The sequence below is a fragment of the Vibrio sp. TRT 1302 genome (genome assembly GCF_050113875.1).
Classification (GTDB): domain Bacteria; phylum Pseudomonadota; class Gammaproteobacteria; order Enterobacterales; family Vibrionaceae; genus Vibrio.
In genome coordinates, this window is sequence record NZ_JBNJOF010000002.1 from 478,409 (window position 1) to 491,128 (window position 12,720).

Genomic DNA, 12,720 nt, shown 5'->3' on the forward strand with positions numbered 1-12,720 from the left:
CCTTAGTTAAAATGTAAAAAGCGTCTACTTCCTACTGCTTGTGAGGATGCGCGTCAACTTATGCCCGATAGCGAAGAAAATGATGCACACACCGAGTGTGAGTAAAATGGAATAAGCGTAACCGACACTGGCGGAAACACCGAATCCCCATACAAAGGAGAAGACCAGTCCCTGAAGCGCTTGATAAGGCCATTGAATGATCGGAAAGTGCGAATCGCCCGCAAGCAGATAGATAAGTGCCAACAGGCTAACTAAGGCAGTGACTAAGCCGATTAAGTTCTCTTTTTTCATGCGCTGTTTACGTAGTAAAAAGAAGATATTACGAGTAATTTCAGTCACTGGCTAGAGGAATGTTTGATGCAGACAGCCAAGCATAAAGGCTGTCTGCAATCCGGTTAGTGGTGAACGAGTGTCAGACCACTTGGAAGTGCGTCACCGAATACTCGTTTGGATTCACTGTCGGACAACTCCTTGACCTCTTCAACCAGAAGGAGCCATGAGTCGGGAACCTTACTCTGTTTTAGCTTCGCTACCACTTGAGCTCGGACATCGTCGCTAATATCGAATAGGCGGTCGCCCGTCTTGCGGCAAATCATCACCGCAGCAAAAGCGATCATTGGTTCTTTCTGCCAGTTTTGTTCAAGCAATTTAGGTAACCACTGTTCCACTTGCTCGCGAGCAATGACGGCGTGTTGGCTGCCATACAGGGGAGTACGTGATGCGAGTCGACCTAGTGCCCACCAGTGAGCCTGTTCAAACTGGTTGAAGTTGATGGCCTTGCTTAAAAACCATGACGCAAGCAAAACCTTATCTTCGACCTCAAGATGCTCAAGAGAGGCTGACAAGCGAACCATAGACTCATAGCCCATATCCTGTGCTGCTTTCGCTGATTGAGGGTTCTTCATCGCACCAGGATGAAGGTATTTTGCAATGTCTGCTAAAATCGTTTCCTGCTGCTCTTGGTTTAATCCACCAGCGATGCGACGCCAGAATACCCACCAGTCAGTCCATCCCTGATGGTTTTTGAATTGAATACCTTGCTGGTAGAGTCCCCATACTTGCTCGATCCGCCAAGAGTCAGTGGCATCGCCAAAGCCAGGTCGCATCGCAAAACCCGCGAGACGAAGCCAGTTTTTCTCGTGTTGCTCTGATCGACGTCGACGTTTACGGCCGAGTGCAAAGGAATCAAACAACTGACGCAGCGTGGTGAAGTCCCAATCGTCGCGCTTACCCAGTTTTTTCTCTAAATCTTTCGCAAGCGTCTTAATCTCATTCGACTCGGCGCTTTTTTTATTACCACTGTAGATGCGAGCAATCAGCTCTTTGCATTCATTCAATCGAGGATGCAGTGCTTGCTGCTGGTCTTGCTCGGCTTTTTGATTACGGACTTCGAATTCAAGCGCCCAGCGCTTGGTGTCGTCTTCAGTATGAACGCACTCCATTTTAAGCGTGCCTACTTCCGTCAACTGGCAAGCCAATTGCACTTCAACACGCTCTTTCTGGTTAGCCTGAAGCTCAACCCCTTCTCCTTGCAAAGTAGAGATATAAGGGGGGAGAGGTGCAAATAGGTCAGGATCGACATCGACCATAACGCCGTTCTGGATGGCCGTTTTGTTAGCAAGTGTATCGTGAGTCGTGGTAAGCAGATTGAAGCGAACAGGTTCGCCCAAAGTGAGAGAGAAGCGGCGTCCGCTTAAGCGTATTTCATGCCCTTCTTCCGTTCCCTTCGCTAATAGACATAATGCTTTGCCCATTTTGTTCTTTTCTTGCAGATGCAAAAAGTAAGAGCGGGCTGCACCACCTCCAATCTTTAACTGAGCGCCACGGCGCGCTTTGCCAAAGGCGACAGCACCCAGTGCGACAGACCAGTCAGGATGAGGGTTATCGAGCACAGTAACTGCCGAACCTCGCCAGTTGTTGAGAAGGCTAGTCACACGTTCAGTCACGAGTTCACTGTTGAAAACACCCCCGTTGAGTAGAAGTCCTACAGGGATAGCCGGTTGGGATTCATCTTGCTGGTTAAGTGCGGCATAGGAAACTTGCTGGTGTTGATTTAGGAATTCAGCGATGTGTTTACTAACAGCAGGATCGGCGACATAAGGCAGGCCAAACTCGACAACTGCGCTTCGTCTCTTATCTGGTGTCTGGTTAAAGTTGGACAGAGGGAAGAAACCATCGAGAGCGATTTGGTGAACTTCCTCTTTGCTGAGTGCAATACTTTTGGTGCCGCCAAGCAGCTTGGAACCACTACCCAACATAGTAATCTTAACTTCTTCAGGCGCATCAGAAGAAAGCAGGTTTTCTTTTGCTTTGCGTGTTTGCTGAATAAGCTTGGTCAAGCTAGCTGCATTGAGTTTCTTACTTTGGCTGAATCGCTGTTCTGCTAAGTGAGCTAGAGCAAGATCGAGGTTATCGCCCCCCAGCATTAGATGCTCACCAACGCCGATACGATCGAGATTGAGCGCTTCGTCATTGTCGGCATCGGGGCTGAAGCGAGCTTCGATTAAACTCAAATCGGTAGTACCACCGCCAACATCACACACCAATATCAAGGGGAGCTGTTTCAATTCATCGGCAGCGCTGTGCTGGTGGCGTGCATACCAATCGTAGCAAACGGCTTGAGGCTCTTCGAGTAAGACGATCTTGTCCAGTCCGGCCAGTTGAGCGGCTTCGAGGGTCAGCTTACGCGCGGTTTCGTCAAATGATGCAGGAACGGTTACGACCACATCTTGGTCTTCCAGCTTATTACTTGGATGACGGTAGTTCCATGCTTGTCGGATATGGTTGAGATAGCTGGCACTGGCGATGACCGGCGATACTTTGTCGACATCTGCTGCCCCTGCCCAAGGAAGAATATCAGAGCGGCGATCGACCGCTTGGTGTGATAACCAGCTTTTAGCACTTGAGACCTGACGGCCTTCCACTTTGGCGCCCAGTTCACGAGCCCATTCGCCGATAATGACATGGGGAATATCGCCAGCAACGGGTTGTTCGTCCCAAGGTAATGTCAAATCAAGCGGAGATATCTGCCCTTGTGCGGGATGGTAACGAAAAGAGGGAAGCAGCGGCTTTCTAACCACTTCGCCAGGACCGATAAGCTGGTCAATGTCGAACAGGGACACGTTGGAATGTTGTAGGTCGTCAGTAATTTCACAGAATGCGACAACCGTATTGGTTGTACCTAAATCGATACCGACTAAAAAACGAGGCGATGCCATAGAACAAAACCCTTGTTTACGAGATAAGGAAAAGCGGCACCAAAAGGTGCCGCTTAAATTTTTATAGTGATTGTGTATTCGAGCTTGCGTCTTCGCGCACGTCAAACTCTACATGCCATTTTTGGCCGTTGTCGGCAGCGATAGCTTCTAGGTATAGCGTGCCGAGCTCAGTAACGCGTGAGGCTAGGGTAACCGGCACGACTTCGCCTTCACGGCGACCTTCGGTGACGGGTAGTGTTACCTGAATTTCTGGTAGCTCTTCTAGCTCTTCTGGTGCCCAGTGGTCAAGATGTGTTCCTGCCTCATCGTCGCGGCGAACCGTCGAGCCAAAGAACTGGAAGTTGACAGGCTGACCAATGATCAGGCCAAATTCCTGACTTGGGACATTAACTTGAGAGCCTTCTTCCATGCCAAAGGGTGCAACACATAATGCTTCCATTGGTGGAGCCATACCAGGAATGGCTGGCATCGCACTTTCGATACCCACATAGTAGCTTGAAGCAATACCGCCACGGATACGTACGCCCTGACCACGACGAACAGCGCCATAGTAAGAGGCACCACTTGCAACCGCAAGATCTAGGTCAACGCCAGTGAGTCGTTTTGCCATTTCACTGTCAGCATCAATCAACCACTCATTGATGGTCTCTTCAAGACGGTGAGCGAGCAAATTAGATTTAAGTACACCACCATTAAACAAGATAGCAGTAGGCTTAATAAAATCACTCGATGGTTGAGCACTGCCACCCATGCCAGGCATATTGGCAAAAGGATTGAACTCTTGAGCCGGATTCTCACCGTTTTGAGCATTGGCCTGTTTGGTTAAAAAGGCTGCGATGTGGCGTGTGATACCTGCATCCTGAGCGTAAGGCAGACCCATCTGAGTTAGAGCACCACGGTTACGCTGTACAGGTTGTTCAGTGACCGCCACTTTAGGGAAAAATCCATCAACAAGAGTTTGTTGAACTTCCTGCTGTGTCAGCTCAGTTTTTAGAGTTGCGCCTAGCAGCTTAGAGCCACGGCTAGGTACCACAATCGGGACCGACTGTAGCTCGCCATCGTTGAGAAGGGCCTCTTTTGCGTCACGACAAGCGTGTGTCATCGCTTGAACTTGCCACGGCTGAAGTTCTTTCCCTTCTTGAGCTAGTTTCATTTTCAAGCGATAGGCGAGGGCGAGATCCATGTTGTCACCGCCAAGAAGTATATGTTCGCCAACCGCGATACGATTCAGGGTGAGATTGCCTTCATCCTCAGTCACTTCAACCAAAGAAAGGTCGGTTGTACCACCACCGATATCGATAACCAGTACGATATCGCCAACAGAAACCTCATCGCGCCACTTGTCATTACTGTTATCAATCCAGTTGTACAACGCTGCCTGAGGCTCTTCAAGTAAAGTAAGGTGGACAAATCCAACGTTGCGAGCCGCTTCAGCGGTCAAATCACGTGCCGCTGGGTCAAATGATGCCGGTACGGTGATGGTAACGTCTTGCTCGGCAAGTGGATGATTTGGATTGCTGTAATCCCACGCTTGTTTTAGATGCTCCAAATAGAGCTCAGTCGCTCGCAGAGGTGACACTTTTTCAACCTCTTCTGGGCTGCCCGCGGGTAGGAAAGCGTCGCGTCGGTTTACACCACCGTGACACAGCCAAGATTTTGCGCTAGCAATCAAACGAATCGGTGTTTTTGAGCCTAGATTTCGCGCAATGGCACCTACGAGCGCGGTTGGCTCCGATGTCCATGGAAGGACTCGAGACACAGGGTTCATCTCGTGCTCATGAGGCTGATATAGGAACGAGCCCAACTGGTTACGATTTTCCACGGTGCCAGGTGCGGTTAACTGTGGAATCGCCATGACTTCAACACGCGCGTTTTCATCGGTTGTATCGACGTAAGATAGCACACAGTGCGTGGTACCTAAGTCGATACCCACACTAAACTTAGCAAGCGGTTCTTGAGTCGGTTGTTGAGCAATGCTTTGCGTTTCCATTACAGCTCTACCTCTGCAGGAGCAATAACTGTTGCGTCATAGTTCTCCGCCAGCTTTGGCAGATTCATCGCACTTGCTTTCCAGCCTTTGTGAACGAGTGTGCCATGGAATGGTGCATTGCCCGTTACGTTACCTGTAAGGCGAACTTGTTGTGGATTGAAACCTTCTTCAATCGTGATTCGTGTCTCTTCGTCTTCATTGCGAATATGTTCTAGTGTGACGTAGTCACTAAGCACTTTCTGGCCACCTGTGTGGATAACACGAGCGGCTGCGCCGACTTCTTCATCTGAGAATGAAGTCAGGTCTTCTTTGAGGAAATCAATCAATCGTGCTTCTTGCTGCATTAGCGCAAGGAGTTGCATCGCCGAGTCGGTTGAAGCGGTTGCAAGTTTTGATTCTACTTCGACGACTTTCTCGACGATTTTTTCTACTTCAACGACTTTTTCAACTTCAACGATCTTTTCGACAGGTTTTTCGACTTCGACGATTTTTTCAACTGGCTTCTCAACCACTTTCTCGATCACTTTAGATTTGCGAGATACCGCAATAAGAAGAAGTAAAACGCTTGATGCAGCGAGGCCTGCGTGAAGCATATCGAACGTTTGAGGGATCATTTGTAAATCGAACGTCATGACATTTCTCTTAACTATTTAATGAAAGGAGAGATTGGCTCAATCTCTGCTTTGGTTCTCAGCTTGGAACGAGAACCACGTTATTCTGATAAATTGGGGCAGATAGTAACATAATCAAGTCGCCATTCGGCTAGTAAAACAGGTCTTATCAGGAATTTTCGTCACCGTTTGGTCTGTTTTTGACCGAATTTTGCCGCAAAAAGAGGCATGCGCCACGAAACGTAAATTGTTTCATATCAAATTGTTGATTGCGCTTTAAGTCATCAATTGGATAGGGCTACAATGTGACCGATATTTCGACAAAGCAGTAAACATAAAATGCGTTATGCAACGACTAAATAAAAAGCACTTCCTTTATCCTTTCTTTACATTTCTCTTTTCTCTGTTCGTTGCATTTTATGCGGTTTACTTTGCGTATCAGTCACAACTGAAATATACCATCTCGTTAGTCGATAAACTGGCTGATCAGCAAGCAGAAAATCTCCAACAAGTCGTTGAGAGTGATCTCCATTTTATCGGTGCTGGGGCGAACTTTTTTCATTCTACGGAACCTCAGGATTGGGACAGATTTCCGGTTTTTGCTGATCGAGTCGTCTCGTCTTCACCAACGCTGATCGCTTTGCAGTGGATGCAACGTGTCGAGAAGCAGGATATTCCCAATCATATTGAACAGGTTCGGAAAACATTCCCTGATTTCAATATTTACACAGTGCCCAAAGATGGTGAGAAAACGACGGGCTATATCATGACGGATAACCAGCCTGTCTACACCGCGTCTGATGTTTACCCTCGCAGCCCAGAAAACATCCGTGTATTAGGTTACTACTCGTCGCGCGAGCGCTTTCAACGCGTACTGAATAACATTACGATGAAAGGCGAGCCAAGCGTATCGGATAAAGTTCGTTTGCTACAAGATGGTCTTGACAGGAGTATTGTGAAATCGGGTCTCCTTGTTTATCACCCAGTGTTCGACTTAGAAAACGAAGAGCAGCTGATTGGTGTGGTAATCGGTGTCATACGTTCAACCAAGTACTTTGAATCGATTGTGGTAAGAACCGCAACGGAACAGGACTTATTAGTACAGGTTACGGACATGGGGTTTGATGCCGAAGATGATCCTATCCTCTACCGTAGCCCGAACTGGGACCACACCCAAGGTATCGAGATCACTAAGCGAGTGGTGTTGCCCAATCGCGAATGGCTAGTCGATTTTAAACTCGACAGGCAGGTTACCCGCAATGACTCTTTGGTACTCGCCGCTATCTTTCTTTCAGGCCTAACGATTGCTTGTCTGTTGAGTTTTATCGTCTATTTGCTGGTGAGAGACAAAGAGCACTTAGCGGTACTTCTCGATGAGCGAACTCAGGAGCTACAGTTCCTTGTTGTGCATGACTCTTTAACGGGTATTTATAACCGTAGAGCGTTTAACCAGTATTTACGTGAGCTGGTCAAAACCAATCAGAGCTTTGCCCTGATCACCTTTGACATTGATAGATTTAAGTTAATCAATGATCACTTTGGTCATGTTGCAGGTGACGAAATGCTCGTGTGCGTAGCGAAACTGATTCAACAACATCTGATTAAAGAAGATATTTTTGTACGTATGGGCGGCGATGAGTTTTGTATTCTTTCTAAAGTCACGAACAAAGATCAGTTAAGAGATTATCTGAATGTAATTCGTTGTGCAGTCGCTGAACTTGTGCATACCCATGGTGGACAAAAGATTCGTTGTACATTGAGTATTGGCGCAGCAATTAGACGTCACGAAGACGAGGAGAGCATAATGCAAGCCTCTGACGCACAATTGTACAAGAGTAAACAGACTGGCCGTAATTGTGTATCAATCGCGGAATAACTGAACACTCAACGGCTAAGCAGTCGAGTTTTTCAAATTTCTGATGTAGAATTTTGCGCTTTCACAATATTGTCAACAAAGGCGAACCATGAACCATAACCGTGTTGTTTGTTTCGATTTGGAAATGTGCTGTTGGAATGAAAACGGTGTCGGTACCACTGGCGAAATTATTGAAGTCGGGCTTGCAGAAATTGATCTTGCTAGCGGTGAAATTGTTAAGAGAGCTCAGTACTACGTTAAACCTGAGCACGATGAAGTGTCGCTGTTCTGTTCTCAATTGACCGGAATTACACCGCGAAAAATAGAGAAGCAAGGGCGTCCGCTTAGTGAAGTGATTAAGTCGATGGTGAAAAACTTTGGTGGCACAAATAAGATATACGCAGCTTGGGGGCGAGATGATCGCGTGTTGCGTGCGGAGTGCAAAACAAAAGGGATTGATATGCCCTTCAATGAATTCATCAACCTTGCCACTCTATATCGGATTCAAAACCGCTTGAAAGATAAGAGAATTGGTCATAAAGCCGCTCAAGAAAGCAAAGGTATTGAGTGGGAAGGTCGTCAGCACTCTGGTTACGTAGACGCGTACAACTTAGCTAAGCTGGCACTGACAATGCTGTGATAAAAACGAAGGGAGCTCACGCTCCCTTTTCTATTTTTGGTCAGTGACCGACAACTTGGCGCGAATAAATTCACTGTGGTCAACGTAGAGTAACTCGGCTGTTTTTCGAATCACTGAGTCTTCTAATGGATCGATTTCTCCATCGGCGTTCGCCACTTGCCACATCGCTTGTATCAAATCAAAACGTTTTTCTTGGCTCAGTTCTCTGAGTTGAGAGGTGAATTCATAGAGTGATGAAGCCTCTCTGCTGTTTTGCTCCGCTCGCGCGAGCAGACTTATTGCCTGATTTTCATCAATAGCGAGAAGTTTTTCGAGCAGGTGTCTCTTGGCTATTTTTTCTTGTTCACTGACCTGATGATCGGCACCGGCAACCTCGCACAGCAGAGAAGCGATAGCCAGATTTGGCTCGCCTGTTTTAGCGTGTCCCAGATCTTGACCATCAAGGAGTTGTTTAAAGAGTTGGGTAATGGAATTCAACATAGTCGTTGCCTCAAATTCGTCTCTACAGCTATAGATAGTGATGAATAGCTGCAATAACAAGTCACTTTACATAAACCTTACTTTTCCTTTATCGGAGGAAAGTCCCATTCAACGCCTTCTGCGGTCAAAATCGAAACTCGCGATGGTTTGCCATGATGATCAAGTTTCAACTCACCAATTGCGCTGGTGTTAACTAATCTACGTGTTCCTGGAGTCTCTGGATCGCGCTTCTTGATTTTTAGCCGCTTACGTTTGGTGAGAAAGTTTAGCGGTGAGCGCGGGGAATAGAGTAAACGGTCGGCATGATCGCAGATGGCCAGCAGAGGTTCTGGAAATTGATTTTTAAAACCGCTGCAGGTGATTTGGTATATGTTTGGACTGTTACGTCGAAACCTTAGTTTGATGTCGTAAGCAAAGGAGTAGTGAACATCACCCGACAGAATCACAAAATTGGTCGGTGTTTTGGTGTGAGTAAAGATACTGAGTAGTGTGTTCGCACTTCCTGGGTGCGCCATCCAGTTTTCCGCATCAATCACCAAAGGTTGTCCAATCACGGTGGCTGCTTTCTGCAAAGCTTCGATCACTTTAACGCCAAACATTGGCGCAGCCGACACCACTACGACCTTATCTTGATGCATTAGCTCATGTTGAAACTCGATCAAGGCTTCCCAATCCATCAATCCGGAAGGTTTGTTCATTCGAGATTCGGACCGCCAGCGTCGAGTTCTGGTATCCAACACGACAACTTTTGGGGAACTGTGAATGGTGTAATGCCAGCGTTCAAAAGTATATAGATAGCGGATAAAATCATCTTGTGCGTGGCAATCAGGTTGTTGGATAAAGCGATTCGCCACATCAAGAAACTCTTGGTTGAAGTTGTCAGGCTCGTTTCCCCAGCCTTGGCAGAGCCAGTAAGCAATTAACCCATTTCCAATGATCCGGTTTGAAAGAGGGTGGCTGTACGCCGCCTTTTCCCATCCGATAGTGAGGTTCCAGTCATCGGTGACATCGTGGTCGTCGAAAATCATGTAGGTAGGGATGTGGGCGAACAATCTTTGTACCATAGGTAAGCCAGTGACAAATTGGCTTATGATCGCTTTTTCCTCACGCCACTTCTGTTGAAATTTTGGTGATATTGATTGGCCACCATGTACAAATCCTGCGTCGAGCAAGCGATCCATATTGACGCAATTCCAAAGAGCGGGTGACCAAACCAACAGATACATCGCGAAGAACTCAGAGAAGGTAACCAGATGATTCTCTGCTTCGCGAGAACTGAATATTGGCGCGTTTCGATGTGGCAACAGTTTGGTTAACCAATGACCGTCGTCAACATAGTGCGGGAGGAGTTTGTCTCTCGAATAATAGCAGTTTGGGTGTGCAAACAACTGCTCGCTCGAGGAGAAAGGCGCGCCTTCGAAGCGCTCGTCTGGTAAGCCGAGAAGTTGAATGGTTTGAATAATGGCATCCAGCGTTGGGCCAGCAACATGGTCTGCGTAGATTTGATCACCACTCATCATTAGCAAGTCAGGACGTTGTTGCAACTCTTGAGTCGCGACTTTTTTATCCGCCGCAACGAGTGCGTCTTTGCTTGGATGGTGAGGATTACGGCAAGAACCATGAAGTATATAGTCAGCTTTGGTTGAGATACGAAATGTTAGTGAGGCTTCATCCTCGTACAGCAGATAGGGGCAAAGTTCCGTTATTGCGCCATACTGCGTCACAAACTGGTAGCTAAGGGCAACATCGGTCGGAAATTGGCCTCGGAAGTGTGCCAAGGTGACATAGCAGTGCGTACCAAGCGGTAACTGGTTACATTGCTCGAGGTCTTGGCTGTAAATTTGACCTTGGCTCGGTTCTAAATTGAGTTCAAATTTGCCTTGCAGTGGTTCACTGGTAACCAGCCAAAACACCAATTCGTTGGCGGTTGTTTTTCTTAATATAGGGCCTGCGATGACAAAGGGTAACTTACTATTCATTGACTACTCAGTGGGTGGCTCAGGGACTTCAGGGTCTTCCAGTATTTCGATGATGTCTGAGCTGGAAAGTTCATGACCCATGAGAAAAAGAGCCAGCATGGCATCTGCTTTCGTTTTCGTGTCCGAACTTTCTTCAAGAATTTGTTCAAAGCGATGGCGGATCATGGCGACTTCATGTTCGACAAAACCGCGACCTTCCTCTTCTCCCTGAGTCTCTTCTGGTGCTGAGTCGAAATGCAAAAACATCATTTCGCCATCTTGTGACGTATCAATCAGGCGCTCTGGTAGCCAGATCTCACCTGTTACGATGTCTGGATCACTCCCTTCTGGCAGTGAATTTAATAAACTTTTTAGTTCAGATGCTTTCACAATATTTTGATTTAGTGGATCATATATACATATTTTAACGACGAATGACGAAGAAACATAAGTATTAACTGCGATGTTTAGTTAGATTTTGGCTCTCTTCGTCACTTTTGGACCAATAATGACATTTAATAAACGTCTCATTGCCCTAACCGCCATGGCTAGCAGCATGACATCAATGCAACTGCTCGCAAGCCAAGATGCTTCAATCGGAGAACAAGATTGGGGTATAGCAGCAGTGTATCGAATGGCGTCGATTCCTTTTAATACTCAGAGTGAGGATCAGACCGTCAGCACGTTTGTTCCCCTGATGTACTTTAATAATGACCATTTTTTCGTCAACGGACTTGAAGGTGGTGCTTATCTTTACACGTCGGACGATGAGCGTTACCAGTTGAATGGTTTAATGCGCTTACGTTTTGTCGATATTCCAGCGTCGGCACAAAATGCTCTCCAAGGAGATACCTTCGATTTTGGTGCTCAACTGAGATACCAAATCGACGAGCAGTGGCAACTGGATAGCGAACTGATGTCTGATTCAGATTCTCGTATTCATGCCAACCTCACGGCCTCTGGGTATTATGAATTTGGCGATTGGGAGTTGGAGCCCCATCTCACTGTGCGCTATAAAGGTGCTGATTTTAACAGCGAGTATTACGCCTTTTCGAGCCTGACGAATGAACAAATCGGCGCAGGGGTGGATGTTAACCTTGGGGTAAGTGCGCGCTACCATGTTTACTCAAACTTGTACTTGCTTGGCGCGACCAGTGTCACGCGTCTCGATAATAATGCTTATAACGCTTCTGCCATTAACGACCGATATCAAGGTGAAGTATATCTTGGCTTTGGATTCTTTAATGACAAGAGCAAAGCGCCAAAATCCGAGCTAACCAACAAGCGTTATTTCAGGGTTGCAAATGGTTGGGCTACGCCATCCAATATCGGTGAGATTATGAAATTTAACACCGAGAAAGATCCCTATAATAACCAACTGACTTCGTTGTTTTATGGACACCCATTAACCGATGAGATCTTTGGCGTTCCGCTTGATATCTATTTCACGCCGGGTATCGTTCACCATTGGTCATCAGACGTTCAATCGTCAGCCACTGAATATGTTGCGGCGATTAAGGCGTATTACACCGTTGACTGGCCAACCAAATGGCGCTTTGGTTTCGCAGAGGGTATCTCTTATATCGACAGTTTTACTTACATCGAACATGAAGAGATGAAGTCGAAAGGTTATACACCTAGTAACTATTTGAACTATCTTGATTTTTCTTTTGATGTCAATGTTGGGGATCTGTTCAATAGCCGCGATTTCGATAAAGTTTGGGTCGGATACTCTTTGCATCATCGCAGCGCGATTTTTGAAAAAGCATCTCAATACGGACGCATCAAGGGTGGCAGTAACTACAATTCCATCTACGTCCAGATTGATTTTTGATCCAAGCCGATTAGGTTGGTCAAACTCTCAAAACCGAGCGGCAGTGATGTCGCTCGGTTTTCCTCGCCATTAAAACTCTAACGAGCCCATGAGAGTGCTTCTTTGGAACGGTTTACTCGTATAACAGTACCTCT

The 12,720-nt window shown here is 46.8% G+C and carries 10 protein-coding genes; 3 read left to right on the forward strand and 7 right to left on the reverse strand.

From position 1 onward, the window contains the following. Positions 1-24: 24 nt before the first annotated feature. From ACQEXP_RS04940 to ACQEXP_RS04955, 4 genes are all read right to left on the reverse strand, one after another. The gene (locus ACQEXP_RS04940; protein ID WP_269375918.1) at positions 25-291 is read right to left on the reverse strand and encodes a hypothetical protein; all 267 of its coding nucleotides are present in this window, start codon (positions 289-291) and stop codon (positions 25-27) included. Between the two features lie 104 nt (positions 292-395). Further along, entirely contained in the window at positions 396-3,218 is a 2,823-nt protein-coding gene (locus tag ACQEXP_RS04945) for an Hsp70 family protein (RefSeq protein WP_426968526.1), read from the reverse strand. Between the two features lie 61 nt (positions 3,219-3,279). Continuing rightward, entirely contained in the window at positions 3,280-5,208 is a 1,929-nt protein-coding gene (locus ACQEXP_RS04950) for an Hsp70 family protein (protein WP_426968527.1), read from the reverse strand. After that, positions 5,208-5,840, reverse strand: a complete 633-nt coding sequence (locus ACQEXP_RS04955; RefSeq protein WP_269375915.1) for a DUF2760 domain-containing protein — start codon at positions 5,838-5,840, stop codon at positions 5,208-5,210. The genes ACQEXP_RS04950 and ACQEXP_RS04955 overlap by 1 nt, the downstream gene beginning before the upstream one ends. 325 nt (positions 5,841-6,165) lie before the next feature. Here ACQEXP_RS04955 and ACQEXP_RS04960 point away from each other — a divergent pair, with 325 nt between their 5' ends. Then, positions 6,166-7,695 carry a sensor domain-containing diguanylate cyclase gene (locus ACQEXP_RS04960; RefSeq protein WP_426968529.1) on the forward strand — a complete coding sequence of 510 codons (1,530 nt, stop codon included), beginning with the start codon at positions 6,166-6,168 and terminating at the stop codon, positions 7,693-7,695. A gap of 88 nt (positions 7,696-7,783) precedes the next feature. After that, positions 7,784-8,314, forward strand: a complete 531-nt coding sequence (locus ACQEXP_RS04965) for an exonuclease domain-containing protein (protein ID WP_426968531.1) — start codon at positions 7,784-7,786, stop codon at positions 8,312-8,314. A gap of 30 nt (positions 8,315-8,344) precedes the next feature. On the opposite strand, the gene ACQEXP_RS04970 is transcribed toward ACQEXP_RS04965, so the two are convergent. The 3 genes from ACQEXP_RS04970 to ACQEXP_RS04980 form a co-directional block, all read right to left on the reverse strand. Continuing rightward, positions 8,345-8,794, reverse strand: a complete 450-nt coding sequence (locus tag ACQEXP_RS04970) for a TerB family tellurite resistance protein (RefSeq protein ID WP_426968532.1) — start codon at positions 8,792-8,794, stop codon at positions 8,345-8,347. 77 nt (positions 8,795-8,871) lie between these two features. Further along, positions 8,872-10,773 (reverse strand): alkaline phosphatase D family protein, encoded by a 1,902-nt coding sequence (locus ACQEXP_RS04975; RefSeq protein WP_426968533.1) that lies wholly within the window; start codon positions 10,771-10,773, stop codon positions 8,872-8,874. Between the two features lie 3 nt (positions 10,774-10,776). Further along, positions 10,777-11,142 carry a hypothetical protein gene (locus ACQEXP_RS04980; RefSeq protein ID WP_269375911.1) on the reverse strand — a complete coding sequence of 122 codons (366 nt, stop codon included), beginning with the start codon at positions 11,140-11,142 and terminating at the stop codon, positions 10,777-10,779. A gap of 118 nt (positions 11,143-11,260) precedes the next feature. Between ACQEXP_RS04980 and ACQEXP_RS04985 the strand changes: the two genes are divergently transcribed. Next, positions 11,261-12,586 carry a MipA/OmpV family protein gene (locus ACQEXP_RS04985; protein WP_426968535.1) on the forward strand — a complete coding sequence of 442 codons (1,326 nt, stop codon included), beginning with the start codon at positions 11,261-11,263 and terminating at the stop codon, positions 12,584-12,586. The last annotated feature ends 134 nt before the right edge of the window (positions 12,587-12,720 follow it).